The organism is Amycolatopsis sp. NPDC039088, from assembly GCF_055598845.1.
In genome coordinates this window covers 31,440-56,305 of record NZ_JBVKAE010000005.1, presented here as the reverse complement: position 1 = coordinate 56,305, position 24,866 = coordinate 31,440, and the positions used below count along the sequence as shown (strand labels likewise).

At 68.0% G+C, this 24,866-nt stretch carries 29 protein-coding genes; 19 read left to right on the top strand and 10 right to left on the bottom strand.

Annotation, left to right across the window (positions count from 1 at the left end; translation table 11 throughout):
• Positions 1–4: 4 nt before the first annotated feature.
• From pxpB to ACZ7KI_RS08100, 3 genes are read left to right on the top strand one after another with little or no spacing between them, the layout of a single operon-like run.
• Positions 5–616, top strand: a complete 612-nt coding sequence (pxpB, locus tag ACZ7KI_RS08110) for a 5-oxoprolinase subunit PxpB (protein ID WP_470272472.1) — start codon at positions 5–7, stop codon at positions 614–616.
• Complete coding sequence (locus tag ACZ7KI_RS08105; RefSeq protein ID WP_470272471.1) at positions 613–1,488, top strand: 5-oxoprolinase subunit C family protein; 876 nt, start codon at positions 613–615, stop codon at positions 1,486–1,488. The genes pxpB and ACZ7KI_RS08105 overlap by 4 nt, the downstream gene beginning before the upstream one ends.
• Positions 1,476–1,889 carry a hypothetical protein gene (locus ACZ7KI_RS08100; protein WP_470272470.1) on the top strand — a complete coding sequence of 138 codons (414 nt, stop codon included), beginning with the start codon at positions 1,476–1,478 and terminating at the stop codon, positions 1,887–1,889. Before ACZ7KI_RS08105 ends, ACZ7KI_RS08100 begins: the two co-directional genes overlap by 13 nt.
• On the opposite strand, the gene ACZ7KI_RS08095 is transcribed toward ACZ7KI_RS08100, so the two are convergent.
• Positions 1,882–2,736: an aminodeoxychorismate lyase gene (locus ACZ7KI_RS08095; protein WP_470272469.1), complete on the bottom strand. Its 855-nt coding sequence runs from the start codon at positions 2,734–2,736 to the stop codon at positions 1,882–1,884. The two genes, ACZ7KI_RS08100 and ACZ7KI_RS08095, sit on opposite strands and share 8 nt — an antisense overlap.
• A gap of 30 nt (positions 2,737–2,766) precedes the next feature.
• Between ACZ7KI_RS08095 and ygfZ the strand changes: the two genes are divergently transcribed.
• From ygfZ to ACZ7KI_RS08080, 3 genes are all read left to right on the top strand, one after another.
• The gene (gene ygfZ / locus ACZ7KI_RS08090) at positions 2,767–3,894 is read left to right on the top strand and encodes a CAF17-like 4Fe-4S cluster assembly/insertion protein YgfZ (RefSeq protein ID WP_470272468.1); all 1,128 of its coding nucleotides are present in this window, start codon (positions 2,767–2,769) and stop codon (positions 3,892–3,894) included.
• 519 nt (positions 3,895–4,413) lie between these two features.
• Entirely contained in the window at positions 4,414–4,977 is a 564-nt protein-coding gene (locus tag ACZ7KI_RS08085; RefSeq protein WP_470272467.1) for an RsiG family protein, read from the top strand.
• Complete coding sequence (locus ACZ7KI_RS08080) at positions 4,974–5,921, top strand: asparaginase (protein WP_470272466.1); 948 nt, start codon at positions 4,974–4,976, stop codon at positions 5,919–5,921. The genes ACZ7KI_RS08085 and ACZ7KI_RS08080 overlap by 4 nt, the downstream gene beginning before the upstream one ends.
• On the opposite strand, the gene ACZ7KI_RS08075 is transcribed toward ACZ7KI_RS08080, so the two are convergent.
• The gene (locus tag ACZ7KI_RS08075) at positions 5,918–6,817 is read right to left on the bottom strand and encodes a DUF8083 family protein (RefSeq protein WP_470272465.1); all 900 of its coding nucleotides are present in this window, start codon (positions 6,815–6,817) and stop codon (positions 5,918–5,920) included. The two genes, ACZ7KI_RS08080 and ACZ7KI_RS08075, sit on opposite strands and share 4 nt — an antisense overlap.
• Positions 6,818–7,024: 207 nt before the next feature.
• Between ACZ7KI_RS08075 and ACZ7KI_RS08070 the strand changes: the two genes are divergently transcribed.
• The 3 genes from ACZ7KI_RS08070 to ACZ7KI_RS08060 all read left to right on the top strand — a co-directional run bounded on the left by ACZ7KI_RS08070 (position 7,025) and on the right by ACZ7KI_RS08060 (position 9,181).
• Complete coding sequence (locus ACZ7KI_RS08070) at positions 7,025–7,210, top strand: DUF3073 domain-containing protein (RefSeq protein ID WP_007032561.1); 186 nt, start codon at positions 7,025–7,027, stop codon at positions 7,208–7,210.
• Positions 7,211–7,299: 89 nt separating this feature from the next.
• Positions 7,300–8,160, top strand: coding sequence for a 3-hydroxybutyryl-CoA dehydrogenase (locus ACZ7KI_RS08065; RefSeq protein ID WP_465499932.1), 861 nt, complete (start codon positions 7,300–7,302; stop codon positions 8,158–8,160).
• Between the two features lie 76 nt (positions 8,161–8,236).
• The gene (locus ACZ7KI_RS08060; protein ID WP_470272464.1) at positions 8,237–9,181 is read left to right on the top strand and encodes an alpha/beta fold hydrolase; all 945 of its coding nucleotides are present in this window, start codon (positions 8,237–8,239) and stop codon (positions 9,179–9,181) included.
• A 157-nt stretch (positions 9,182–9,338) separates the two neighbouring features.
• Here the strand turns inward: ACZ7KI_RS08060 and ACZ7KI_RS08055 are convergent, their stop codons facing one another.
• On the bottom strand, positions 9,339–9,797 hold the full coding sequence (locus ACZ7KI_RS08055; RefSeq protein WP_470272463.1) for a helix-turn-helix domain-containing protein: 459 nt from the start codon (positions 9,795–9,797) through the stop codon (positions 9,339–9,341).
• Positions 9,798–9,919: 122 nt separating this feature from the next.
• Between ACZ7KI_RS08055 and ACZ7KI_RS08050 the strand changes: the two genes are divergently transcribed.
• The 3 genes from ACZ7KI_RS08050 (at position 9,920) to ACZ7KI_RS08040 (ending at position 12,655) form a co-directional block, all read left to right on the top strand.
• Entirely contained in the window at positions 9,920–10,819 is a 900-nt protein-coding gene (locus tag ACZ7KI_RS08050) for a Gfo/Idh/MocA family protein (RefSeq protein WP_470272462.1), read from the top strand.
• Between the two features lie 232 nt (positions 10,820–11,051).
• Positions 11,052–11,702 (top strand): VanZ family protein, encoded by a 651-nt coding sequence (locus ACZ7KI_RS08045; protein WP_470272461.1) that lies wholly within the window; start codon positions 11,052–11,054, stop codon positions 11,700–11,702.
• 194 nt (positions 11,703–11,896) lie between these two features.
• Entirely contained in the window at positions 11,897–12,655 is a 759-nt protein-coding gene (locus tag ACZ7KI_RS08040) for a GNAT family N-acetyltransferase (RefSeq protein ID WP_470272460.1), read from the top strand.
• Here the strand turns inward: ACZ7KI_RS08040 and arfB are convergent.
• The 6 genes from arfB to ACZ7KI_RS08010 all read right to left on the bottom strand — a co-directional run bounded on the left by arfB (position 12,644) and on the right by ACZ7KI_RS08010 (position 17,789).
• On the bottom strand, positions 12,644–13,075 hold the full coding sequence (gene arfB / locus ACZ7KI_RS08035) for an alternative ribosome rescue aminoacyl-tRNA hydrolase ArfB (RefSeq protein WP_470272459.1): 432 nt from the start codon (positions 13,073–13,075) through the stop codon (positions 12,644–12,646). The genes ACZ7KI_RS08040 and arfB overlap by 12 nt on opposite strands.
• A 32-nt stretch (positions 13,076–13,107) precedes the next feature.
• Positions 13,108–14,178, bottom strand: a complete 1,071-nt coding sequence (gene purM / locus ACZ7KI_RS08030) for a phosphoribosylformylglycinamidine cyclo-ligase (RefSeq protein ID WP_061981905.1) — start codon at positions 14,176–14,178, stop codon at positions 13,108–13,110.
• Between the two features lie 30 nt (positions 14,179–14,208).
• On the bottom strand, positions 14,209–15,747 hold the full coding sequence (gene purF / locus ACZ7KI_RS08025; protein ID WP_470272458.1) for an amidophosphoribosyltransferase: 1,539 nt from the start codon (positions 15,745–15,747) through the stop codon (positions 14,209–14,211).
• A gap of 255 nt (positions 15,748–16,002) precedes the next feature.
• Positions 16,003–16,404, bottom strand: a complete 402-nt coding sequence (locus ACZ7KI_RS08020) for a hypothetical protein (RefSeq protein WP_470272457.1) — start codon at positions 16,402–16,404, stop codon at positions 16,003–16,005.
• Positions 16,388–16,627 (bottom strand): DUF397 domain-containing protein, encoded by a 240-nt coding sequence (locus ACZ7KI_RS08015; protein WP_005152616.1) that lies wholly within the window; start codon positions 16,625–16,627, stop codon positions 16,388–16,390. Before ACZ7KI_RS08015 ends, ACZ7KI_RS08020 begins: the two co-directional genes overlap by 17 nt.
• A gap of 283 nt (positions 16,628–16,910) precedes the next feature.
• Positions 16,911–17,789: a helix-turn-helix domain-containing protein gene (locus tag ACZ7KI_RS08010; protein WP_470272456.1), complete on the bottom strand. Its 879-nt coding sequence runs from the start codon at positions 17,787–17,789 to the stop codon at positions 16,911–16,913.
• 204 nt (positions 17,790–17,993) lie between these two features.
• Here ACZ7KI_RS08010 and ACZ7KI_RS08005 point away from each other — a divergent pair, with 204 nt between their 5' ends.
• Positions 17,994–18,791, top strand: coding sequence for an SAM-dependent methyltransferase (locus tag ACZ7KI_RS08005; RefSeq protein WP_470272455.1), 798 nt, complete (start codon positions 17,994–17,996; stop codon positions 18,789–18,791).
• Positions 18,792–18,874: 83 nt separating this feature from the next.
• On the opposite strand, the gene ACZ7KI_RS08000 is transcribed toward ACZ7KI_RS08005, so the two are convergent.
• A complete protein-coding gene (locus ACZ7KI_RS08000; RefSeq protein WP_470272454.1) occupies positions 18,875–19,255 on the bottom strand; it encodes a sterol carrier family protein in 381 nt (126 codons plus the stop codon).
• Between the two features lie 59 nt (positions 19,256–19,314).
• Here ACZ7KI_RS08000 and ACZ7KI_RS07995 point away from each other — a divergent pair, with 59 nt between their 5' ends.
• The 6 genes from ACZ7KI_RS07995 to ACZ7KI_RS07970 all read left to right on the top strand — a co-directional run bounded on the left by ACZ7KI_RS07995 (position 19,315) and on the right by ACZ7KI_RS07970 (position 24,850).
• Positions 19,315–19,935: a type VII secretion system-associated protein gene (locus ACZ7KI_RS07995; RefSeq protein ID WP_470272661.1), complete on the top strand. Its 621-nt coding sequence runs from the start codon at positions 19,315–19,317 to the stop codon at positions 19,933–19,935.
• A 116-nt stretch (positions 19,936–20,051) separates the two neighbouring features.
• A complete protein-coding gene (locus ACZ7KI_RS07990) occupies positions 20,052–20,855 on the top strand; it encodes a lysozyme (RefSeq protein ID WP_470272453.1) in 804 nt (267 codons plus the stop codon).
• A gap of 184 nt (positions 20,856–21,039) precedes the next feature.
• On the top strand, positions 21,040–21,885 hold the full coding sequence (locus tag ACZ7KI_RS07985) for a lysozyme (protein ID WP_470272452.1): 846 nt from the start codon (positions 21,040–21,042) through the stop codon (positions 21,883–21,885).
• 187 nt (positions 21,886–22,072) lie between these two features.
• Positions 22,073–22,903, top strand: coding sequence for a Twin-arginine translocation protein TatA (locus tag ACZ7KI_RS07980; RefSeq protein ID WP_470272451.1), 831 nt, complete (start codon positions 22,073–22,075; stop codon positions 22,901–22,903).
• 4 nt (positions 22,904–22,907) lie between these two features.
• Complete coding sequence (locus ACZ7KI_RS07975; RefSeq protein WP_470272450.1) at positions 22,908–24,017, top strand: pentapeptide repeat-containing protein; 1,110 nt, start codon at positions 22,908–22,910, stop codon at positions 24,015–24,017.
• A complete protein-coding gene (locus tag ACZ7KI_RS07970) occupies positions 24,014–24,850 on the top strand; it encodes a hypothetical protein (protein WP_470272449.1) in 837 nt (278 codons plus the stop codon). Before ACZ7KI_RS07975 ends, ACZ7KI_RS07970 begins: the two co-directional genes overlap by 4 nt.
• Positions 24,851–24,866: the final 16 nt, after the last annotated feature.

Here is a 24,866-nt window from a genome sequence, read left to right as displayed (position 1 = left end):
TCCCGTGCGGTGGCGGGCCTACGGTGAGCACGCCGCCCTGCTCGACTGCGATTCACTGACCCAGGCGATCGCGGCGCACGCCACGATCGCGGCCGCGCGCCCGGACGGCGTCGCCGAACTCGTTCCCGGCGCCCGCAGCCTGCTCGTGGTGGAAGCCCCGGGCTCGGGCGCCCTCGCGGCCGTCCGTGAACTCCTGTCCGGCGCCGATCTCGAACATCCACCCGAGGGCGAATTCCGCGAGATCACCCTCGACGTCACCTACGACGGCGAAGATCTCGAACTCGTCGCACAGGACGCCGGAGTGTCCACAAAGGACGTCGTACGGTTGCACACCGATGCCGTCTACACCGTGGCCTTCACCGGATTCGCCCCCGGTTTCGGTTACCTGACAGGACTTCCCGAACCACTCCGACAGCCGAGGCTGTCGACTCCGCGCACCAGGGTGCCGCCGGGTTCGGTCGGGATCGCGGGCGAGTTCACCGGGGTGTATCCGCGCGTCTCGCCCGGTGGCTGGCGGCTGATCGGCCACACCCGGACCGTCCTTTTCGACCCGCGCGCCGACCAACCCGCGTTGCTGGCGCCCGGCGACCGGGTGCGGTTCCGGAGCACCGGATGAGGGCACTCGAAGTGCTCGAGAGCGGGCCGCTCGCACTGGTACAGGACCTCGGCAGGCCCGGATACGCGCATCTCGGCGTCCCGCCGTCCGGTGCGCTGGACGCCCCGGCGCTGAAGCTGGCCAACCGGCTCGTCGGCAACGACGAATCCGCCGCAGGCGTCGAGAGCCTGCTGGGCGGCCTGCGGCTGCGCGCGGAGACGTCCTGCACGTTCGCCGTGACCGGTCCGCCCGTCGCCGTCAGGGTGGACGGCCGCGACGTCGGCTCGCACGCGCCGGTGCGGCTGGCTCCCGGCCAGGTCGTGGCGATCGGCGCACCCGCCACCGGATTACGGTGCTACCTGGCGGTTTCCGGCGGGATCGCGGTCGACGCCGAACTCGGCAGCCGGTCGCGCGACGTCCTCTCGGAGATCGGACCCGCTCCGCTACGCCCGGGTGACCGACTCCCGCTGGGTCCGCCGTCCGGAGTGCCGATCGGCGCCGACGTCGTGTTGCCCACGGTGGTGCCGTCGGAACTGGTCGTGCCGGTCGACCCCGGTCCGCGGGCTCACTGGTTCGCGGGACTGGCGGCAGGGCTCGCGAAGACCTGGACGGTGACAGCGGAATCCAACCGCGTCGGCCTTCGGCTCGACGGCACCGCCTTGGCGCGCGAGCACGACTACGCCGAGCGGGAGCTGCCGAGCGAAGGCCTGCTGACCGGTGCGATCCAGGTGCCGCCGAACGGGCTGCCGGTCGTATTCTTGGCGGATCATCCAACTACCGGTGGTTATCCGGTGGCGGCCGTGGTGAGACAGGCGTCACTCCCGGCACTCGCGCAGGCTCGTCCCGGAACCCTTCTCCGCTTTCACTCGTCCACGAGGATGTGGAACAGGTAAAGGTCGACGGTGGCACGGGTGTCATCGACACGAACAGCGTCCCAACCCAACCAGAACTGCCGCAGTCGCTGCGGATCGCGCTGGCCACCGGCCAGATGCGGCGCCCGCTCGGCGACACGCTCCGCCCGCTTCTCGATCTCTTCGCCGACGGCGAGTACCAGGTCACCGGACCCGAGCGACTGGCCGAAGACCGGTACCTGACCCCGAGCGCGGACTGGCCGCCGTCCGACGTCTCGCGGGTCGGCTACTACCGGACGGCGATCAAGAGCGGGCACCGTCCGGTGGCCGTGGTGCTGGAAACCGCGGACGCGGCGGTGATCCTCGACGGGCATCACAAGATCGCGGCCTACCGCGAGGAAGCGATCCTGCCGCATCTGCTGATCATCAGCCCGCTCAGCTGATCGTGTATTCGCTCTCGTAGGCGGCGGCCAGTTCGGCGTGGACCGCGCTGGAGTCGCTCAGCGCGACACCGTCGAGCGTGTGCACCCTGGTCAACTTGCGGACCGAGGAGGCGAGGAAGAGGCCATCGCCCTCGCTGAGGTCCGCGACCTGGAGCGGCTCGACCTTGATCGACCAGCCCGCCCGCTCGGCACCACGGAACAGCGCCGCCTGCGTCGTCCCCGGCAGAATGCCGATGGTCGCCGGCGGCGTGTAGAGCGTCCTGTCCTTCGCGAGGACGACCGTCGAAGTCGGCCCTTCGAAGACCGAACCGTCGGCGGCGGTGAAAATCACATCGCTCGCGCCGCGGCGGCCCGCCTCGCGCAACGCGGCCATGTTGACGCCGTAGGAAATGGACTTCGCCCCCAGCAACAGCCACGGCGCGCGCTCGGCGAGGCCGGGGTCGATGCCGCGTTCGAGGGTGATCGCCGCGACGCCTTCGACACGGGCGCGCTGCACCTTCTCGTCGATCTCCACACCGAGCGCGAACCCGAACGGCTTCTCTTCCGGGTCGCCGTCGATTCCCCTGGTGTACACCAGTTTCAGCGCGATCTCGGCGCTGCCGGTCCAGTTGTCGATGACGGTCTGCGCGGCCAGTTCCCAAGCGGCGAGGTCCGGCGCCGGGAGGTCGAGCATGGCGGCGGAACGGGCCAGCCGATCGAGATGCGGGCCAAGCTCGCGAGGTCGCCCGTCGACTACGAGGATGGTCTCGAACACGCCGTCCCCACGAAGGAGTCCGAGATCGTCCACCCGCAGGTGAGCGGCTTCGGGGTCGGCAAGGGTCCCGTCGAGAAAGGCAAGCACGCGCATACCGACACGGTACTCACTAACATGGGTTTTATGCCCTACCGCTCCCCCCTGCTCGACCTTCCCGGACCGATCGCGGCACCCGACGGGCATCCCGAAGAGGGTGTCCCGTGGCATTGGGGAGACCCGTTCGCCGAGCAACGGACGGCGGCGCGCGGCGTGGTCGTGATCGACCGTTCGCACCGCGAGATCCTGGCCGTGACCGGGGAAGAACGGTTGTCCTGGCTGCATTTGGTGATCTCGCAGCACGTCACCGGGCTCGCGGAAGGCACCGGCACCGAGGCGCTCGTCCTGGACAGCCAAGGCCGCGTCGACACCCACATGGTCGTCGCGCACGCGGACGGCACGGTGTGGCTGGACAGCGACAGGGGCGCGGTGGCGTCGAGCGCGCTGCCGTCCGGTGGCAAGCAACCGCTGCGCGAGTACCTCGAAGCGATGAAATTCTGGTCCAAAGTGGACATCCGCGATGTCTCCGGCGAACTGGCGCTGCTGACCGTCCTCGGCCCCGACGCGGACCGCGTCCTGGCCGCCGTGGACGTTTCGCTGGGCTCGGACGCGTACACCGTCGCCGCGATCCCCGGCGGCTTCGCGCGGCGGATGCCGTGGCCCGGGCGGAACAGCGTCGACCTCGCCGTACCTCGTGCCGACCTGGCGGCCTGGTGGCGCCGGCTGACCGACGCGGGCGCGCGACCCGCGGGCAGCTGGGCGTTCGACGCGCTGCGGGTCGAGTCGCTGCGGCCGCGGCTGGGCATCGACACCGACGACCGCACGATCCCGCACGAGGTGAACTGGGTCGACTCCGCCGCGCACGTGGCGAAGGGCTGCTACCGCGGGCAAGAGACCGTCGCGAAGGTCCACAACGTCGGGCGGCCGCCGCGGTACATGGCGCTGCTGCATCTGGACGGTTCGCCGGAGATCACGCCGGAGACCGGGGATCCGGTGGTCGTCGGCGAGCGGACGGTCGGCCGCGTCGGCAGCGTGGTGCAGCACCACGAACTGGGCCCGATCGCGCTCGCGCTGGTCAAGCGCTCGACGCGACCGGGCGCCGAACTGCTGGTCGGCGCCGAGGACCGTGTCGTGCAGGCGGCCATCGACCCGGACTCCGTCCCTGGTGAGGCCCCGGCTCCGGGACGGGAAGCCGCGCAACGGCTGAGGAGCTGAGGCTTCGGGCTTTGCGCCTTGAAGGCCTCCTTCCCTGCCGGTGACCTGCAGGAGGACGACGGTCCGTGCTGGTGCCGGGATCGACGGTGGAGGATTTGGGACGTTGAACGTCCCAAATCCTCCATCGTCACCAGGCCCGGGGATCTCGAACCTTTGAGCAACGGCGGCAGTCGCCGACCGCTGCTCGATGTGGCCCTTCGCCCGCGATCGAAGTACGTGAAGGCCCCCTTCATTGCGCCTATCGCAATGAAGGGGGCCTTCACGTACTTGCCCCTGTCCACAGCGTCCACCCCGGTTATCCACAACTCTGCCCACCTGTGGACAACCCCGCCGACCAGCCCTTTTCCACCCCCACCCCCGGTAGACTGGACCAGGGGCCGCCCCCGGGACGGGTGGGGGGCGCGCTCTGGAAGGAACCGAAAGAGCAGCGGCGCGCCGGGAGGTCTTCGGGAGGACGAAAGATCCTTGTGGTATCGCGCCCTGCGGAACATTTCCGCTGGAGCGCGATAAGCTACCGGCGTGATCGAAGTCCGGCCCGGTGGTCGCCGTCGTATCGACCGCGTGCTCGGCCCTGGGTATCTCAGCGACCTCGGCGAGCTGCCCCTTTCCGTGCTGCGCGAGCGCCGTGACGAGGCCGCGCAGGAGGAGACCGACCTGTCGTACCTGCGGCGGCTGTTGCACGCGCGTATCGACATCGTGCGGGCCGAGCAGGAGCGCCGGAGTTCGGGCGGGGAGCGCAGCGTCGTCGAGCGGCTGGCCGCGATCCTGGCGGACAACGCGATCGGCCCGGCCACGGGTTCGGGCAGGCATCAGCGGTTGGAGCCGTCGCGGGCGGGTGAGCACCGGCGGTTCGCCGAGGCACTCATCGGCGACACGGACCTTTCCGACGTGAGCACCCTGTCGGACGAGAAGCTGGTCAGCGCCCTCAACCGGTACGCCGACGAAGAGGTTTCGGTCTCCTCGTACCGTCGCGAGGTCCAGAGCGTCATGGACACCATCAACGCCGAGATCGCGACCCGTTACCGCAAGGGCACGGCTTCCGTCGACGATCTGCTCGACACCGAACGCGGCGGACCCGAGTGACGAACCCCGTCCTGGTCGAGGTCGCCCGGTCCGGTTTCGTGGAGAGCGTCCACCGCGGCGCGCTGGTGATCACGGCCCCGGACGGGTCGGTGCGGTTCTCCGCGGGCGACGTCGAACGGCCGGTCTACCCACGCTCGTCCAACAAACCGCTCCAGGCCGTCGCGATGCTGCGCGCCGGTCTCACCATCGGCGACGAAGAACTCGCGCTGGGTTGCGGGTCGCACAACGGCGAACCCGGCCACGTCGAGGGCGCTTTGTCGATGCTCGCCCGCACGGGGCTGACCGAGGACGCGCTGGCGTGCCCGCCCGCGTTCCCGCTGCACGAGCCGAGCATGCTCGCCGTGGCCGCCGCCGGGAAACGCCGGGCCGCCATGAACTGCTCCGGCAAGCACGCCGCGATGCTCAGCACCTGCGCCCAGCTCGGCTGGCCGACCACGGACTACGTGGCCGCGACCCACCCGCTGCAAAAGCTCATCCAGGCCACCATCGCCGACCTCACCTGCGAACCGATCGAAACGGTCGGCGTCGACGGCTGCGGTGCCCCGCTGTTCGCGTTCTCCCTCACCGGCCTCGCCCGCTCCTTCGGCAGGCTGGTCACCGCCATCGGCGGCGCGGAACGCCGCGTCGCGGACGCCGTCCGCGCGCATCCGTGGCAGGTCGCCGGCACCGGCCGCGAGGACACCGTGCTGATGCGGAACGTCGACGGCCTGCTCTCGAAGGGCGGCGCCGAGGGAGTGCATGCGTTCGCTCTCCCCGACGGGACCGCGCTGGCGCTCAAGATCGACGACGGCGCCGCGCGGGCCCGGCTCCCGCTGCTGCTCGCGACCCTGCGTCACCTCGGCATCGACCCGGGTGACGAGGCCGAGGATCTCGCGCGCGATGTCGTCCTCGGCGGCGGGAAACCCGTCGGCGAACTGCGCGTCACCGCCGGTCTCTTCGGCTAGTTCGCGCGTTCTCGCGCGGCCAGGTCGCCCCAGAAGTCCCGCAGGTCGGCGAACAGTTCCGCCAACTCGTCGACATTGCCGGTGCGAAGCGCGTCGAGGATGTCGTGCACCTCTTCGGCGGTCGTGTCGGCCTGCAGGATCGAGTCGGCGAAGAGCTGCACGAGACCGCCGTAGTCGAGTTCGACCGCGGAGCCGGGGTGGAAGCTGTCGAGCCAGCGTCGCGTCTCGAGGAGCACCCGGCCAGGCCCTGAGTCACCGAAGGTCGCTTCGAGCAGGTCACCGACCTCGCGGGCACGATGCCGGGCGTCGGCGATCGAGACCCGCCACGACACTTCGCGTTCGGGGTCGTGGCGGCCCTTGCCCAGTTTGATCCGGCGCATGCCGGGATCGAACAGGACGAACCATGGGAGCGGAACGGTCCATGTCGTCGAGAGCGTGTGCGAGGCCCCGGCGGTCAGATCACCGATGGCCGACTTCGCCCGCGAACGGATCATGTCGAGTGAAGCGCCGCCCGCGTCGAGGACCGAGTTCTTCAACGCCGGGTGGGCGTCACCGAGGAAGGTCACCAGCGCCGCGGCCGAACGCGCGCGGATCTCCATCGGGCAGACCAGCGGGCCCGGGCCCGCGTCGCCGTGCTCACCCTCCGGCACGTCTTCCGGGTCCAGGACGAGGACGTCGGTGATCAGACTGGGCGATGGCCTGCCGTCCGCGAGCTCGGCGGGCAGCAACCGGCCGACATGCTGTGACTTGAGCCACAGTGCCTGCTCGCGCATTCCGGCGGCCGAACGATCGAGCCGGGCCGCTTCGACGGCCTCCAGCAGGCGTTCGTCCGGTGGATCACCCAGCGCGAGCAGGGGCTCATAGACGCGGAGATAAGCCGAGAACGGACGGGGCACACGAGCATCGTGACACGCCGACCTGCGACTATCGCCACCGACCGGCCGGTAACCGGCGTTCGGGGAACACTGTCACCACCGGCACACCGTGCCACGTCGCATCCAACCCCCCGGACACGGTACGGTGTCAGCAGGAAATAATTGTCGAGACGATGCGGGGCCGCCGATTCCCCCGGCCGCCCCGCCCCTGTGCGAGGGGGTCGAGCCATGGGGCGCGGCCGGGCTAAGGCCAAGCAGACGAAGGTGGCGCGCGAGCTCAAGTACAGCTCGCACGAAACCGACTTCGATGCTTTGCAGCGCGAGCTGTCCAGTAGTTCCTCGGAAGACAGGCACGAGGACGACAAGCGGTATGACGACGACCCGTACGACGGGTACGACGAATACCGCCGCTGAGCAACGCGTGACACGCGAGGGTGGATCGGGGCTTGCCCCGGTAACCACCCTCGCGTGTCGCGTGCTGCCCAAAATATGGAAGAGGTGCCATGTCTGACGTATCCCGAGTAGGTGTCGTCGGAGCCGGTCTCATGGGCTCCGGCATCGCCGAGGTGCACGCGCGTGCCGGTTTGGACGTGATCGTCACCGAGGTGAACCAGCCGGCGCTGGACTCCGGGCGGGCGCGGATCGAGAAGTCGCTGCAACGCGGCGTCAAGAACGGGAAGCTCTCGCAGGAAGACGCCGACGCGGCGCTCGGACGGCTCCGCTTCACCACCGAGATCGGCGAGTTCGCCGACCGCGACCTCGTCATCGAGGCCATCCTGGAACAGGAGCAGGCCAAGGTCGAGGTGTTCCGGTCGCTGGACAAGATCGTCGAGCGTGAGGACGCCCTGTTCGCGTCCAACACCTCCTCGATTCCGATCATGAAGCTCGGGATGGCCACCGGCCGCCCCCAGCAGGTGATCGGCATCCACTTCTTCAACCCGGTCCCGGTGCTGCCGCTCGTCGAGCTCGTGCCCTCGCTGCTGACCAGCGACGACACCGCCCGACGCGCGGAGGAGCACGCGACGTCGGCGCTGGCCAAGACGGTGATCCGGTCGCAGGACCGCGCCGGGTTCATCGTGAACTCGCTGCTCGTGCCGTATCTGCTTTCGGCGATCCGGATGATCGAGTCGGGCTTCGCGTCGGCCGAGGACATCGACCGCGGTATGGAGCTCGGCACCGCGCACCCGATGGGCCCGTTGCGGCTGTCGGACCTGATCGGCCTGGACACCATCAAGGCGATCGCGGACTCGATGTACGCCGAGTTCAAGGAGCCGCTGTATTCCTCGCCGCCGTTGCTGCTGCGCATGGTCGACGCCGGTCTGCTCGGCAAGAAGACCGGCCGCGGTTTCTACAGCTACTCCTGACCCGCAACTTTCGTAGCGGCGGAAGACCACTTCTTCGGCTGTCCAGGCGACCGGTATGTCCGGTTGCCTGGACAGCGTGAACGAACACACGCGTCGCAAGGCGATCACCGTCGCCGGACTGACCGGCCTCACCGGACTCGTCACCTCGGGCTCGGCGTCCGCGCATGAACGGCGTGGCGTCCCGACGTTCGTCTTCGCCGCGGGCGCGAACGGCGTCTCCGGTGTCCCGAACGAACTCGTGTTGCGCGGTTATCGCTGCGTCGGCGTCGATCTGCCCGGCCAGCGCCCGGCCGACGGCCAGTTCCGGCTCTCGTACCAGGCTCCGCAGGATCTCGCGGCGTTCGCGACCGAGCCGTCGCCGCTGGCCGGGGTGACCGTGGCCGACCACCTCGCCGCGACGGTGGAGACCGTCCGCCGGGCGGCCGCGCACGGTCCGGTCGTGCTCGTCGGCGCCAGCATCGGCGGCGCGGCGATCAGCCTGGTCGCGAACCAGGTGCCGCGGCTGATCGACCTGCTGGTCTACGACACCGCGTTCTGCTGCGGCGCGCTCCGCACCCCCGGCGAGTACCTCGGCACCGAGGAAGGCTCGACGACGCAGGTGACGGCACTTCTCGAGTTCATGGCCGGCGATCCGGCGACGCTCGGGGCCTACCGCTCGAACTGGCGTATCGCCGACCCCGTGGGCCTCGCGAAGGCGAAAGAGGTCTTCATGAGTGACAGCACCGATGCCGAGTTCTACACGTTCCTGAACTCGATGGCGCCCGACGAACTACCCGGGAAAAGCGAGGTCGATTCACGCGGTGACCTGCGCTCCTGGGGACGGATCCCGCGCGTCTACGTCCGGCACCTGCGCGACAACGTCATCCCGCTCGCACTGCAGGACCGGATGATCCGGGAGGCGGACGAGCGGACGCCCGGCAACCGGTTCCGGGTCTTCGACCTCGACACCGCGCACGTCCCGGCCTCCGCCAGGCTCGCCGAACTGCTGGACCTCTACGACCGGCTGGCCCGGCCTCTATGAGCGCAGACCCGCTGAGCCCAGTGCGCTCGAGTGCGTTGAGGACCTCGGCGAAGCTCGTCGGTGGAGCGCTCCGGGAATCCGCGATCCGGATGAGGAGATCGCGCAGAGCGTTCGGGTACAGCACGTTCGCGTCGAGAAGGACCACGAAGGCCACTTGCTAGGTCAGCCCCATCTCCTGGTTCAGCGCGGAAAGCTCGTCCGCCGCGTCGCGACGCCGCTGATCGTCTCGGCTCAGATAGTCATGCAGGGAACTCGCTTTCACGCGGCGATGTTTGCCGACCGTGCGGAATTCGATCTGCCCCGTTTCGAGCAGTCCGATGAGGAACGGCCTCGAAACGTTGAGCAGATCGGCCGCTTGTTGAGTGGTGAGCTCGGCGTGCGACGGAACGATGGAGACGCTCTCGCCTGCCGCCACGAGCGCCAGGACCCTGGCCATCAAGTCGACGACGCCGCGAGGGATCACCAGCGACTCTTCGCGCTCGTCGACGACCACCACGCGCACGGTGTCCTCTTCATGGCGCCTGGCCAGGTAAGCCTCCACGTGCGGAAGTGCCTCGATCGCCACGTCGATGTCATGCCGCCCGGGGACGATCTGATCAATGGTCAGCGCGCTCATCCCTGCTCCCTACCGGCGTGAATCCAGCATCGGCCATAAACGAATTATTCGCAACAAACGCAACAAACGCAACTCGATGGTGCGTTCACCTTGCGCGACGGCAGCACACCTAGACTGGGGCCGTGGGACAGGGACAGCTGCGTGCGGGTCTGGTCGGGGCCGGTCCATGGGCGAAGACGGTGCACGCGCCGGGCCTCGCCGATCACCCCGGAACCACCTTGAGCGCGGTCTGGACGAGGCGCCCTGAAGCCGCGAAGGAGCTGGCCGAGGCGCATGGCGCCGAAGCGGTCGGCAGCTTCGAAGAGCTGTTGGACCAGGTGGACGCGGTCGCGTTCGCCGTGCCGCCCGCTGTTCAGGCGGAGCTGGCGGTCAAGGCCGCCGAGGCGGGCAAGCACATCATCCTGGAGAAGCCGATCGCCGCGGATCTCGACGGCGCTCGGCGGCTCGTGGACGCGGTCGAGGCCGCGGGCGTGGCGGCTCTCGTGGTCCTGACCTTGCGGTTTTCGCCGATGACCCGCGAGTGGCTCGACGGGATCAAGGAAGCGGGCGGCTGGCGCGGCGGGGGTGCGCGCTGGCTTTCGGGCGCGCTGCTCGGCGGGCAGTACCAGTCGTCGCCGTGGCGGGTGGACTCCGGCGCGCTCGCCGACATCGGACCGCACGCCTTCGATCTGCTGGACGCGGCGCTCGGTGAGATCACCGACGTGCTCGCCGCCCACCGTACCGATGACGATCTGTGGCAGATCCTGTTCGCCCACGCGGGTGGCGCGACCAGTACGGCGACCCTGTCGTTGCGGCTGCCGATCCAGCCGACGGTCGTCGAAGTGGCCGTCTACGGCGAGCACGGTTATCGCACTTTAGGGCGGAAGCCGGGTTCGGCAGGCGAATCGTTCACCGCGCTTCTCGACGATTTCGCCGCGATGGCGGCGAGCGGAACGACGTCGCATCCCTGCGACGTGCGTCGCGGTCTGCACCTGCAGAAGCTGATCGAACGCGCGCGCGAGCTCGCCGGGCACGGCAAGTAGTACACAGGTCACCCACAAGGCTTTTCCTTGTGCGATAACGCCTTCTCCTCATCGCTTCGCGGTCATCCACAGGTTGTCCACAGGCTCCATTGTGGACAGTCGCCGCTTGGACCCAAGCATGGGAAAGCCTTTTCCGCTACCGGAAAGATCACCTCATAGTGCGGCGACTCCGCGATGCCGAGTCGATCTTGTGATGCGAAGGTGATCTTGGGCGCTCCGGAAAGGAAGGTCCATGGGAGAGCTGCTCCGCACTTTCGGCGAGATGATCCCGTTGACGATCACCGCGACTCCGTATGCCTTGATCGGCTGGCCGCTGCTTGCCGCACATCGGCGGCGAAGACAAGCCGACCGCTTCTCCGCGTCGGCGACAGCCGCCGTGGACATGACGCTCGCGCTAGCCTGCTTTCTGGTGTTCTGCCTGGTCACGATGCCGGTGGCGGGGGCACACGGCAGCAAGCTGAGTCTCGAACCCGGCACAGATCTGCGCCTCGCGCTGAGCGACAGCGCCACGCTCGGGCAGGTACTGGGCAACGTCCTCATGCTGAGCCCTCTCGGCGCCCTGCTCCCGTTGCGATCTCGCCGCCTGCGTTCGCTCGGCCGGATCGCGCTGGGCGCGCTGGCCGTCTCGGTGCTGGTGGAGGGTACGCAATATCTGATACAGGCGGGCCGGGTGACCTCCGCCGACGACATCCTGCTGAACACCCTCGGGGCCGTGCTCGGCGCCGCGCTGAGCAAGCGGGTGTGGCACCGGCTGGATGTCCGGCCGCCGGTGACGATCCCGGTGCAGGTCCGGCGGGTGTGCGAAGCCCCCGTGCGACTGCGCGTGCCGAGGTCGGTGTGGGACGAGCGGTACTCGAGTGTCGCTCATCCGCAGCGCCGGTAAACCATTTGACCACCGTGCGACAGTGGTCGCGAAAGCTCTGTTCACCACGTGGTGTTCATTCATGAAAGAGGGATGCCTCATGCCTGACGCCTTCGGTGGCGTCGGCACGAGCTGGCCGGCGCTCACGCCAGCTCCATCACGCACGCGAGTACTCCCGTGCGTCATTCCCCCTTGCCTGAAAGGCTTTTCCACCAGTGTCTGCTGAGACGATCAACGCACTGCAGTCCTACATCCGCACCACGGCGGCGAAGTTCCGCGAAACCGAGCGGATCGGGCCGTTCCTCGCCACCTACACGACCGGGCACGACCACCTGTTCCTCAACTACGCGATCCCCGACAACGGCAGCGTGCCCACCGCGGGTGACGTCGCGAAGCTGACCGAGGCGTTCCGCGCTCGCGGACTCACGCCACGGCTGGAGTTCCTGACCGAGGCCGCTCCCGAAGCCGAGAGCGTGCTGGTCGAAGGCGGTTACCGCCTGGAACGGCGGGTCCCGTTGATGGTCTGCCCGCCGGGGCAGGTCGTCGAACAGCCGGTTCCCGCCGGGATCGTCCTGAAGACCCCCGCGACACCCGCCGAACTCCGGTCGATGATCCGGGCGCAGAACATCGCGTTCGAAGAACCCGATCCCGGCGAGCACGTCGAGCCGTCGCCCGCGCAGCTGAGCGGCGACACGATCTCGGTCATGGCACTCACCGAAACCGGTGAATGTGTCGGCGGCGGGGTCGCGACGGCGATTCTCGACGGCGCGAGCGAGATCGCCGGGATCGGGGTGATCGAGGAGTATCGGCAGCGTGGGATCGCCGCGGCGCTGACCGAGCACCTGACCCGCGAGGCCCATGCCCGTGGCGGTGCTTCGGTGTTCCTCACACCCGGCGCCGGGCAGGCGGAACGCGTCTACGGCCGCGTCGGTTTCAAAAACGTGGCCGAGTGTGTGCACCTGTCACTCGTCTGAATAACCGCCACGGCGAGTTCGTTTGACCTCGCCGCGGCGTTTCTTCGAGGCCAGGCGGCGTTCCTTCGAACCGCGTGACGGTTTGGTGGGACGCCGTTTGGCCGCCGGAGGCGCCGACGCCTCCAGGAGCAGCATCACCAGCCGTGCCCGCGCGGCTTCCCGGTTCATCAGTTGCGAGCGGTGTTCGGACGCGGCGATCGTGACCACGCCGTCGACCAGGCGCGACGAAAGCCGGTCCAGCATCCGGGCCCGGAGATGTTCCGGGACGGCGGCCGAACCGGCCACGTCGAAGGACAGCTCGACCCGCGAGTCCGTGGTGTTCACGCCCTGCCCACCCGGACCAGAGGACCGGGAGAACCGTTCGTTCAATTCGGCACCCGGGATCACGAACCGGGTACCGACCACCACGTCATCAGCCACGGATCCAGTGTGTCATCCGGGACCAACAGATATTAGAAGCGCGGGTGGTCACCGGAAAGCACGGCGCGCGGGCCGTCCGGGTCCTCCGCGGGCTGCACGTCGCCGAGGATCCACGCCGGCACGTGCCGCGCGGTCAGCATCGCCAGCGCGCGGTCGACGTCGTCGGCGCCGACGATCGCGACCATGCCGATGCCCATGTTGAACGTCTTCTCCAGCTCGGCGCGTTCGACCTTGCCGCGGTGCCCGATCAGCGCGAACACCGGCGCCGGGGTCCAGGTGCCGCGTTCGAGCTTCGCGACCAGGCCGCGAGGCATGACGCGGGCGAGGTTCTGCTCCAGACCGCCGCCGGTGATGTGCGCGAACGTGCGGACATCGGCCTCGGCCGCCAGCGCGAGGCAGTCCTTCGCGTAGATCCTGGTCGGCTCCAGCATCTCCTCGCCGAGCGAGCGGCCGAACTCCTCGACGTGCCCGTCGAGCGGCATGCGCGCGATGTCCAGCAGTACGTGCCGGGCGAGCGAGTAGCCGTTGGAGTGCAGGCCGGACGAGCCGAGCGCGAGGACGACGTCACCGGGGCGGACCCGCTCCGGGCCGAGCACCTTCGACGCCTCGACGACACCGATACCGGTGCCGGAGAGGTCGTAGTCGTGCTCGCCCATCAGGCCGGGGTGCTCCGCGGTCTCGCCGCCGAGCAGCGCGCAACCCGCCTGGACACAGCCCTCGGCGATACCGCCGACCAGTGCCGCGATCTTCTCCGGCACGACCTTGCCGACGGCGATGTAGTCCTGCATGAACAGCGGTTCGGCGCCGGTGACGACCAGATCGTCGACGACCATCGCGACCAGGTCGATGCCGACGGTGTCGTGCTTGTCGAGCGCCTGCGCGACGGCGATCTTGGTGCCGACCCCGTCGGTCGACGAGGCCAGCACCGGCTCTTTCCACTTGTCCAGCTTCAGTGAGAACAGCCCGGCGAAGCCGCCGACCCCGCCCATCACCTCGGGCCTGGTGGCCCTTTCGGCGTGCGGTTTGAGCAGCTCAACGGCTTTGTCACCAGCGTCGATGCTGACTCCGGCGGCGGCGTACGTGGCGCTCGTGGACTCGCTCACGGAAGCGGACTCCAACTCTGAAAGAGAGGTCTAGGGACGCCGGACGGCGTCTTCAGCACCGTACCCGGCTGGGGTTACGGGCTTCGCCGCACCATTGACCGAGTCCATGCTCTCCAGCAGGTGCTTCCCGATCAAGGCGTCGTCGGGGAGCGCGATCGGGTACTCGCCGGAGAAACACGCGGTGCAGAGCCGCGACTTCGGCTGTTCCGAAGCGGCGACCAAGCCGTCCAGGGAGATGTAGCCCAGGGAGTCGGCGCCGATCGACCGGCGGATGCCGTCGACGTCGACGCCGTTGGCCACCAGTTCGGCGCGCGATGCGAAGTCGATGCCGTAGAAACACGGCCAGCGGACGGGCGGCGAGGCGATCCGGACGTGCACCTCGAGCGCGCCGGCCTCCCGCAGCATGCGGACGAGCGCCCGCTGGGTGTTGCCGCGGACGATCGAGTCGTCGACCACGACGAGCCGCTTGCCGCGGATGACATCGCGCAGCGGGTTCAGCTTCAACCGGATGCCCAGCTGGCGGATGGTCTGCGACGGCTGGATGAAGGTACGGCCGACGTAGGCGTTCTTCACCAGGCCGGTGCCGTAGGGAATGCCGGAGCCCTGTGCGTAGCCGATCGCGGCCGGGGTGCCGGATTCGGGCACCGGCATGACCAGGTCGGCGTCGGCCGGATGCTCACCGGCGAGGCGGCGGCCGATCTCGACGCGGGTGGCGTGCACGCTGCGTCCGGCGATCGAGGTGTCCGGGCGCGCGAGGTAGACGTACTCGAAGACGCAGCCCTTGGGCTCGGGGGTGGCGAACCGCGAGGAGCGCAGGCCCTCGGCGTCGATGGCGATGAGCTCACCGGGCTCGACCTCGCGGACGAAAGACGCGCCGCAGATGTCCAGCGCGGCCGTCTCGCTCGCGACCACCCAGCCGCGTTCGAGCCTGCCGAGCACCAGCGGGCGCACACCGTGCGGGTCGCGGGCGGCGTACAAGGTGGACTCGTCGGCGAAGACCAGGCAGAACGCGCCCTTGAGAGTGGGCAGCAGTTCCAGCGCGGCGGCTTCGATGCCCTTGTCGGCGGCGTTGGCCGCGAGCAGCCCGCACACCAGGTCGGAGTCGCTGGAGGAACCGGTCAGGCCGGCGTGCGGCTTGAGCCCGGCGGCGACCGTGCGATCGCGCAGCTCGGCGGTGTTGACGAGGTTGCCGTTGTGCGCGAAGGACAGTCCGCTGCCGGTGGCGGTGGTGCGGAAGATCGGCTGCGCGTTCTCCCAGATGGTCGCACCGGTGGTCGAGTAGCGGCAGTGGCCGACGGCGATATGGCCCTGCAAGGACTGCAGGACCTGCTCGTCGAAGACCTGACTGACCAGGCCGAGATCCTTGAAGACGACGATCTGCGAACCGTCGGAGACCGAGATGCCGGCCGCTTCCTGGCCACGGTGCTGTAGTGCGTAGAGCCCGTAGTAGGTCAGCTTCGCGACCTCTTCTCCGGGCGCCCAAACACCGAAGACGCCGCATTCCTCACGGGGTTCCGGATCGGGCTGGTCGGTTACGGGCTGTCCGGCGACGGACGGGTCGGAAACCACCGAGGTGCTCCCAGGGGAGAAGTAGGGCAGGCCGCCACCAGTGTAAACGGTGGGCAGCTGATCAACGCGCTGCGCGACGTGGCACTGGACACGATTCAGTCAGCCACTGTGAGTGAACCAGCGAAGACCTCGGCTCGCACAGCGGGCCCCTGTGACCGTGAGTGACGGGCGGGTTCAGGACCCGGCACTCACGACCCCCGACCAGCGGACCGCTCCCCCTCGACAGAGGCGGTCGACTGTGCTTGAGCGGCTCGATCAACCGGCGGCGAGCCACTTGGAGTTGCCGCCACGACCCGGGACCCAGCAACCCTTGGAAGCCTTCTCCGGGAGGTACAGCGAGCCGGGTGTCCGCTCGTCCGGGAGCGCAAGCAGTGCCGTCAGCACCGTCGCCGCGTCGCCGGCGGAACGCCACAGCCACACCTCCGGCTCGAGGATGTCTTCCTCGGTGCCGGGCATGCGGGTCGCCACAACATCGTCTTCGGCGTTGAGCCGGACGACATCGACCACGTTGTCGTGGACTCGCACGCCGACCACGGCCAGGACCTCGCCGTTCGCGTCGCACGGGTGCACGAACTGATACCCGCGATCGATCAGTTCCCGAAGACCGCTTTCGATATCGGTGATCTCCGCGGTAATGGTGTCACCCGAGAACATCATCGAATTCGCCGTCCTTGGCACCCGCGAGGAACGCGGCCATCTCGGCCTGGGTGTAGATCAGCGCCGGCCCGGTCGGAAAGCGCGAGTTGCGCATTGCGATCTCGCCGGACGCGAGCGGAGCCACCTCGACGCAGTTGCCGATCGCGTTGCTGTAGCTCGCTTTGCGCCACTGCGCACCGGTAAGACGATCGGCCGGGATGCCGTTGTCGAACTGTTCAGCCATGTTCCCCACCTTCCCCGACAGAAGACTTCGGGCGATGCATCTGCATGTGCATTTGCCTGTGATCCAAAGTTAGCACGTGTGCCTGCAGCGGTAAATGCACGTGCAGAAGTTTTTGCAGAATTCGCGTGCAGTGAGGACTTAAGACCCCAACCGTCCCACTAAAGCGTGACGGAGGGCGTCCCCAACGGGCCAACAACTACTGTTCGTGGCCACGTTTTCGGGTGCGCACAAGAAAATTCCGGCCGCCCCCCGAACGGCCAGGGAACCCACAACGGTGAGTGACTCAGATTTCCGCGCGGCGCTTCAGGAGCATCTGGCGGCTGCGGTCCGGCGTCTCCGCGTCGACCGCGAGCATGTCCAGTGCCCGGCTGTACCGCTCGATCTCGTCGCGCTTGTCGATGTAGTGCGCGCCGGTCAGGTATTCGGTGTAGGCGATGTTCGGCAATTCCTCTTCCGCGAACCTGAGCAGCGAGAACGCGCTGTCGGCGGAGTAGCCGCTCCGGTCGAACGGGAGGATCTGCACCGAGATGTTCGGCTGCTGGATCATCTCCAGCAGGTGGTCGATCTGGCCCTTGAGGATCTCGCGGTCACCGATCGGCCGGTGGAGCACCGACTCGTCGAGCACCAGCCACAACCGCGGCGCGTCCGGCCGGGACAGCATCTTCTGCCGTCGCATCCGCAACGCGACGCGGCGGCGGACCTGCTCGTCGACCATGTCCGCACGGCCATGGCTCATGATCGCCCGCGCGTAGGCCTCGGTCTGCAGCAGACCCGTGACGTACAGCGGCTCCCAGACCTGGATCCGGGCCGCCGCCTCTTCGAGCCCGACGAGGTCGTTGAACCAGCTCGGCATCAGGTCGCCGTAGCGGCGCCACCAACCCGGCTCGTTCGACTCCTTGACCATGTCGAGGAAGAGCTGCCGCTCGGCGGGGTCGGTCATCCCGTACATGGTCAGCAGGTCGGCGACGTCGCGTTCCTTGAAACCGACGCGGCCCAGTTCGAGACGGCTGATCTTCGACTCGGACCCGCGAATGCTGTAGCCGGCCTCCTGGCGCGTGATCCCCGCGTCCTCACGCATCCGCCGCAGCTGCGAGCCGAGGATCATCCGCCGCGCGGTGGGACCCAGTGACTGCTCACCACCGGGCGGGGTGACCGCGTTCATGGACGGGGGACCTTTCGTACGTCAACACTCACCTGGGGATCAAGCCCGACTACTCAAAGTACACGTTTGGACCTCGACACGACAGGTACGGCTCGGTTTACCGGTCGGGTACGTGGTTCTACTCTACGTAGAGCCCGAGACTTCCGACACAGTTTTGTGAGGTTCAAGATGCCCGACGCCCCGCCCCGGACGGAACGAGTGCCTGTGGGTGTCGACCCGACCCGGGCCAGCATCGCCCGGGTGTACGACGCCTTCCTCCTCGGCAAGGACAACTACGAAATCGACCGGGAGGTGCTGCGCAAGGTCCAGCAGGCCGCTCCCGAGGCGCAGGACCTGGCGACCGAGAACCGCGGCTTCCTCATCCGCGCCTGCCGGTTCCTCGCCAGCCAGACGGGCATCACCCAGTTCCTCGACTGCGGCTCCGGCCTCCCGACCGCGGAGAACACCCACCAGGTCGTGCAGCGGATCAACCCGGAGATCAAGGTCGTCTACGTCGACAACGACCCGGTCGTCCTCGCGCACGGGCGCGCCCTGCTCGAAGAGAACGAGAACACCCACTTCGTCTCGGACGACATCTTCGAGCCGGAGCGGATCATGGAGCACCCGGACATCCGGCGGCACATCGACTTCTCGCAGCCGATCGCGTTCCTGCAGCTCGGGACCCTGCACCACTACAACGGGCCGCACGGCGACCCGGCCAAGATCATGAAGAAGTACATCGACGCGCTGCCGTCGGGCTCCTACGTGGCGATCTCGCACTTCTCCGATCCCGAGGACGAGCTGTCCGAGACGGCCCGCAAGATGGAGGACTTCTTCCTCCACAGCCCGATGGGCTCCGGCACCTTCCGCACCAAGGCCGAGATCGAGGAGCTGTTCCACGACCTCGAGATGGTCGACCCCGGCGTCACCCTGTGCGCCGACTGGTGGCCGGACGGCCCGCGGATCAAGGAGCTGAACACGGCTCAGCGGACGATCTCGGGCGGCGTCGGCCGCAAGCCCTGAGTTCCCTCGCTGGCGTGCAATGAAAGGTCCTTTCCTTGCAAATTTGCAAGGAAAGGACCTTTCATTGCACGCGGGGACCGGGTTCAGAGGCGGACCAGCGGCAGCCACCGAGCGAGGTCGGCCCGGCTCCCCGAGGCGGTGACCCGCCCCGATTCGACGGCGTCGGCCCAGCTCAGCAGCCCGGTCGCCAGTTCAAGCCAGGTGCGCGGATCCGTTTCGACGACGTTCGGCGGCGTCCCGCGCGTATGCCGCAATCCTTCGACACACTGCACCGCCGCGAACGGCGGCACCCGCACTTCGACACTCTTCCCCGGGGCGTCCGCGGCCAGCGTCCGCAGGCTCAGCCGCACCGCCGCGGCCAGCTCGGGACGGGCCGGATCCGGACCGGATCCGCTCAACCAGGGGGAAATCGCCGTGATCGCGGCACGTAACTCAGCGGGGTCGACCGAACGCGAAGAGGCCATGGGAGAACAGTAGAGTGAGCGCGAACAAACCTTCAGGCACCCGGAACGTGGGGATGGCGATGGCGCAGCGGGACGAGGCGGATCGGTCGGCGTCGAGCCTGGCGGGCAAGCGGAAACCGGCCAAGCCGAAGATCACCGACGAGATGCGCGCCAACGCCAAGGCCAATCCGAACAGCTGGCTGTACGTCATCGACGAGGCCTTCGACCCCGACGGCCCGGTGCCGTCCTGGGCGGTCGTCGGCGCGTACCCGGTGAACGGCGCGGGCGAGATCGTCGAGGACTTCCACCCGAACGACCGCTACCGCCCCTCGCCCAAGGCGCTCGGCTTCCCGGAGCCGCGCAACGAGCTCGAGCAGTTGCTGCAGCTGGTGCGCACGAACCACCGCCCGGTCACCGACCTGCCGAGGGTCTTCCTCGACTCGACGCTGTTCGTCTACGCCCTTTCCCCGGTGCAGCGCACGGTGATCGGCTTCCACAACACCGACGGCCAGGTACTCGTGCCCGCGTACACGGCCAAGTCGCTGGTCCCGCGCGAATGGCCGCACGCCCGCGCGGTGCTGGGCCGGGACATGGTGCCGTTGCTCGCGGGGCATCCGGTGGCGATCAATCCGCACGACCGGCTCACCGCGATCGTCCCCTCGGAGCACCTCGACAAAGCCCTTCTGGACGAGCGTCGTTAGGGCTCGATTAACCCACTCGGCCCAATATATTCAGGCTGAGAGCAACTCTTTCGGGTGATGTTCGAGTCGCTGATTCCCTTTGCGCGGGGGATCGTGGCGACGTGATGAGTTGCAGAGTGTGTTCGAAAGGCTGGGGGGCCGTCCTCGCGGCGGGGGTCTTGCTGCTCGCGCAGACCCCCGCCTCGGCACAGCAAGCGGGGCCCAAAGACGGCGGGGCCGAAGAGCATTACGCCGGCTCGCAGATCGCGCTGCACGAAGGGGTCGAGGCCGCGATCGGACCGCTTTACGGCGGGGAAGCGCAGACTCTCGGGCACGATGTCAGCGGACATCAGGGCGACGTCGACTGGCCGGGAGCGTCCAGGACCGGGGCGAAGTTCGTCTACGTGAAGGCGACCGAAGGCACCGGGTTCGTCAATCCCCGGTTCCTCCAGCAGTACAACGGTTCCCACGGCGTCGGCCTGGTCCGCGGCGCGTACCACTTCGCGCGTCCCGACATCTCGGACGGCGCCGCGCAGGCGCATTACTTCGTCGACCACGGAGGCGGCTGGTCCGGCGACGGCAGGACACTGCCCGGCGCGCTCGACGTCGAGTACAACCCGTACGGCGAAACCTGTTACGGCAAGACTCCCGCGCAGATGGTCGCGTGGATGGCGTCGTTCGCCGAGACCTATCTGTGGCGGACCGGGCGGCATCCGACGATCTACACGTCGACGAACTGGTGGAAGCGCTGTACCGGCAACAGCAACGCCTTCTGGCAGAACCCGCTGTGGCTCGCGCGCTACAACACGGAGATCGGCGAGCTTCCGGCCAGTTGGAAGACCCAGACCATCTGGCAGTTTTCGAACAAGGGCAGCCTGCCCGGCGACCAGAACTGGTTCAACGGCACGGAAGATCGAGTGCGCGCCCTTTCACTGGGCTGAGCCCACTCTCGTGGGTGTTACAAGATCACAGAACACCACCAAGATGGAAATGAAAATCACCCACGCGTAGCATCAATTTCACGGAAGTTAGTGACAAACCCGACATCGTCGTCAACAATCGTGGCCGGACGACTACCTGCAGTTAGTCGTCCTCAGCGAGGGTTATCCGTGAAGGGATTGTCGTATGCGCACTTCCCGAAGAATCGCCATCGCCGTCGGCTCCGCGCTGCTCCTGCTCGGCAGCACGGTCCAGGCGTCGGCGGCTCCGTCACCGGAGATCATGTCGATCGACCAGGATCTCCAGCAGAACGACCACACGATCGGATCGCAGATCCGGCGCGTGGAAGGGGACACCTCCACCCCGGAGTCCAAGGCCAAGGCCGCTCAGCCACAGCCTGAAGCCGGGGTGCTCGCCACCGTCGCGGGCATGGACGTCGCCAGCTATCAGCAGAATGTCGACTGGGCCTACTGGTGGGGACAAGGCAAGCGTTTCGTGTGGACGAAGGCCACCGAAGGCACCAGCTACAAGAACCCGTACTTCGCCCAGCAGTACAACGGTTCCTACAACCAGGGCTTCATCCGCGGGGCTTACCACTTCGCGCTGCCCAACGTTTCCGGCGGCGCCGCGCAGGCGGACTTCTTCGTCAACAACGGCGGGGGCTGGTCCGGTGACGGCAAGACCCTGCCGGGTGCGCTCGACATGGAGTACAACCCGTACGGGGCCACCTGTTACGGCTTGAGCCAGGCGTCCATGGGGGCATGGATCCGGGCGTTCCACGATCGCTACAAGGCACGCACCGGCCGCTGGCCCGTCATCTACACCTCGACGAGCTGGTGGAGCACGTGCGTCGGATCGACGCAGAACTTCGGTGGCACCGTCCCGCTGTGGGTCGCGCGCTACGCGTCGACCGTGGGCTCCCTGCCCTACGGCTGGAGCTACTACACCGTGTGGCAGTACACCTCGAGCCCGCTCGACCAGAACACCTTCAACGGCGCATACGACCGCTTGCAGGCACTGGCCAACGGCTGAGCTGCGTATTTCGTGAAGAAGCGGCTCCCGGCCTTGCCGGGAGCCGCCTTCGCGTGCCGCTCTCGATCGCACTGTACCTTTCCGAGCAGAATGCCCCTGAACTCCTGGCACGGGCGGATCCGGAACCAGCGCTGACCGCCGGCCGTCTGACCTCCAGCCTCAGGCCCCAGCACGGAAGGCGAGACCGATGACCTACCCACCCCAGCCAGGCCAGCCCTACGGCCAAGACCCACAGGGCCAGCAGCCCGGCGGCTACCCGCAGCAGGGTGGATGGGACCAGACTCAGCAGTACGGTCAGCCGCAGGGCTGGGACCAGACCCAGCAATACCAGCAGCAGCCACAGCAGGGCTGGGACCAGACTCAGCAATACCAGCAACAGCCTCAGCAGGGCTGGGATCCGAACGCGCAGCAGCAGGGCTGGGACCCGAACAACCCCGGCTACCCGCAGGGTTACGGCGGCCCGCCCGCGCCGCCGCCGAAGAGCAAGACCGGGCTGATCATCGGGATCGTGATCGGTGTCGTCGTACTGATCGCCTTCGGTGTCACCGGTTTCGTCGCGCCGGGATTCCTGCTGAGCAAGGACGAGGGCAACAACACGGCCGCGCCGCCCGCGTCGTCGTCCGAGAAGGCGCCGACTTCCGCGCCGAAGAGCAGCCCGAAGTCGAGCGCGCCCAAGAGCAGCCCGAGGAGCACCGAAAGTGGTGGCGCCGGTTCCGAGGGGAACCCGAAGGGCGTCCAGAACCTCAAGGACTTCTTCGCGAAGGTGAGCGCCGGTGACAAGGCGGGCGCGCTGTCGCTGGCCTGCTCGGACATGAAGGCGAGCTTGGGCCAGTCGATCGACATCATGGCCCCGGCGCCGTCACAGCTGGAGATCACCTCGACCACCGGCATCGGCGACGGTTTCGTCACCGGCGACATCGAGGGCACGGTCAAGGGCAAGAAGGTGACCGGCTCGGGGATCTCCTCGGACGACAACCCGGACAAGTCCTTCTGTGTCCGCAACTTCTTCGTATTCTGAGCAGATGAAGCGGTCGCTTCGCTCTCCACTGCTCTGGACGTTCGTCGTCTCGCTCGGGCTGCTGCTCGCCGTCGGCGGCTGGTTGCTGACCGATCCGGCGACCAGCCGCAGCGAGGCACTGAAGACCGGCGGTCTCGCCGGTGGCGCCATCGTCGCGCTCTACGCGTTGTGGCTCAACGACCGGCGCCGCCGCGTCGAGGAACGACGGCAGGAGATCGAACGACAGCGGCAAGAACTCGAGCTCCGGCGGGCCGACCAGGACCGGGACCGGATCTCGGACGAACGGTTCGCGAAGGCCGTCGAACTGCTCGGGCACGACGCCGATCAGGTCCGGGTCGGTGCCCTGCACGCGTTGGCCGGGCTGGCCCGCGGACGGGCGATCTACACGCAGACCGTGCTGGACATCCTGTGCTCGTACCTGCGGCGGCCGTTCGAACACCCGAGGTACGCGGACACGGCGAAACTGCCGGGGAACACCCCTCCCAAGGAGGGCTCGGCAGAGGAAGATCAGGAACTCCAGGTGCGGCAGACCGCGCAACGGCTCATCGGCGAACTGCTGCCCGCGGCGGATTCCGAGGGCACCCGCGGGTACGACCTCGATCTGACCGGCGCGGTGCTGGAGTACTTCGATCTGTCGGATCGCAAGATCGGCAAGCTGCTGCTCCGCTACGGCGGGCTGTACAACAGCACCAATCTGTCCGGCTGCGTGTTCCTCGGGCCGGTGTACCTGACCGGCGCCGGCACGAAGGAGAAGAAACGCATCGGCTTCTTTCGGTGCAGCGGAGCCAAGTTCACGCAGCGGGCGTGGTTCAGCGGGGTGCAGTTCTCCGAGGACGTCGAGTTCGACGGCACCGTGTTCGCGGACGAAACGTCCTTTAAGGACAGTGTCTTCGCGAAGAACGCCGTCTTCACCGAAGCCGAGTTCGAGAAGACGCTGGACCTTCGCCGTGCACGGTTCGAAGGCATCAGTGACCTGAAGTTCCGCAAGGCACCGGATTCCGTGTCGTTGTACAACACGACGGTGGAACCGGCGAGGGACCACGAACTCCCGGCGGGCTGGGTCGTCGAGACCCTGCCCGACGGCCGCGCCCGGCTGACGGTGAAGGACGGATGAGGCGCCTGCTCCGATCTCCGCTGCTGTGGACGTTGCTGTCCTCGGTCGCGGTGCTGATCGGCGTCACCGCCTGGCTGCTCACCGATCGCGCGACCAGCCGCGGCGACGCGTTGAAGACCGGCGCTCTCGCCGCCGGGGCGATCGCCGCGCTCTACGGACTTTGGCTCAACGACAGGCGAAGGCGAACAGAAGAGGACAGGCACGAGATCGAGCGCAGCCGGATCTCGGACGAACGCTTCGCCAAGTCGATCGAGCTACTGGGCAACGAGGCCGACCAGGTCCGGGTCGGGGCGATGCACTCACTGGCCGGGCTGGCCAGGACGCGGCCGGAGTACCGGCAGACGGTGCTCGACGTGCTGTGCGCGTACCTGCGGCGGCCGTTCGAACACCCGAAGTTCGACCAAGACCGCGAGTGGGAACCCGCGGACGAGGCGGCCGCGGAACGCGAACGACTGGTCAGGCGCGCTGCCGAACGGCTGATCCGCGACATCCTTCCCCACACCGGGACCACCGGGCCGACGCTGTCGCTCAACCTCAGCGACGCCCGGCTCGACAAGCTGGGCCTGCTCGGCAGGCGGGTCGGCTGGTTCGGCGCGGATCGTTGCGAGGTGCTGACCTATCTCGACCTCACCGACGCACAGCTGTCCGGGAAGTTCCTGCTCGAGAACGTGACGATCCACGGCAAGTTCGAACTCACGGGGGCGAAGTTCGAACGACGAGTGTCGATGGACAACTCGGTCGTCGAAACGCCTGTCGACTTCAGCGTGGCCACGTTCGCGGAACCGCCGTCGCTGGAGGGCGCGAAGTTCGCGGCCGGCTCGCAGATGTCGTGAGTGGTTCGGGTCGTTA

Excerpts from the sequence above, each read along its gene's own strand:
- ACZ7KI_RS08010 (WP_470272456.1), bottom strand. The coding sequence starts at position 17,789 with ATGAACGCGGTCACCCCGCCCGGTGGTGAGCAGTCACTGGGTCCCACC.
- ACZ7KI_RS08015 (WP_005152616.1), bottom strand. The coding sequence starts at position 16,627 with ATGGCTGAACAGTTCGACAACGGCATCCCGGCCGATCGTCTTACCGGT.
- ACZ7KI_RS07995 (WP_470272661.1), top strand. The coding sequence starts at position 19,315 with ATGGCGCAGCGGGACGAGGCGGATCGGTCGGCGTCGAGCCTGGCGGGC.
- ACZ7KI_RS07975 (WP_470272450.1), top strand. The coding sequence starts at position 22,908 with ATGAAGCGGTCGCTTCGCTCTCCACTGCTCTGGACGTTCGTCGTCTCG.
- ACZ7KI_RS08000 (WP_470272454.1), bottom strand. The coding sequence starts at position 19,255 with ATGGCCTCTTCGCGTTCGGTCGACCCCGCTGAGTTACGTGCCGCGATC.
- ACZ7KI_RS08065 (WP_465499932.1), top strand. The coding sequence starts at position 7,300 with ATGTCTGACGTATCCCGAGTAGGTGTCGTCGGAGCCGGTCTCATGGGC.
- ACZ7KI_RS08105 (WP_470272471.1), top strand. The coding sequence starts at position 613 with ATGAGGGCACTCGAAGTGCTCGAGAGCGGGCCGCTCGCACTGGTACAG.
- ACZ7KI_RS08095 (WP_470272469.1), bottom strand. The coding sequence starts at position 2,736 with ATGCGCGTGCTTGCCTTTCTCGACGGGACCCTTGCCGACCCCGAAGCC.
- ygfZ (WP_470272468.1), top strand. The coding sequence starts at position 2,767 with ATGCCCTACCGCTCCCCCCTGCTCGACCTTCCCGGACCGATCGCGGCA.
- ACZ7KI_RS08055 (WP_470272463.1), bottom strand. The coding sequence starts at position 9,797 with ATGAGCGCGCTGACCATTGATCAGATCGTCCCCGGGCGGCATGACATC.
- ACZ7KI_RS07980 (WP_470272451.1), top strand. The coding sequence starts at position 22,073 with ATGACCTACCCACCCCAGCCAGGCCAGCCCTACGGCCAAGACCCACAG.
- ACZ7KI_RS07985 (WP_470272452.1), top strand. The coding sequence starts at position 21,040 with ATGCGCACTTCCCGAAGAATCGCCATCGCCGTCGGCTCCGCGCTGCTC.
- ACZ7KI_RS08045 (WP_470272461.1), top strand. The coding sequence starts at position 11,052 with ATGGGAGAGCTGCTCCGCACTTTCGGCGAGATGATCCCGTTGACGATC.
- ACZ7KI_RS08070 (WP_007032561.1), top strand. The coding sequence starts at position 7,025 with ATGGGGCGCGGCCGGGCTAAGGCCAAGCAGACGAAGGTGGCGCGCGAG.
- ACZ7KI_RS07970 (WP_470272449.1), top strand. The coding sequence starts at position 24,014 with ATGAGGCGCCTGCTCCGATCTCCGCTGCTGTGGACGTTGCTGTCCTCG.
- ACZ7KI_RS08020 (WP_470272457.1), bottom strand. The coding sequence starts at position 16,404 with ATGATGTTCTCGGGTGACACCATTACCGCGGAGATCACCGATATCGAA.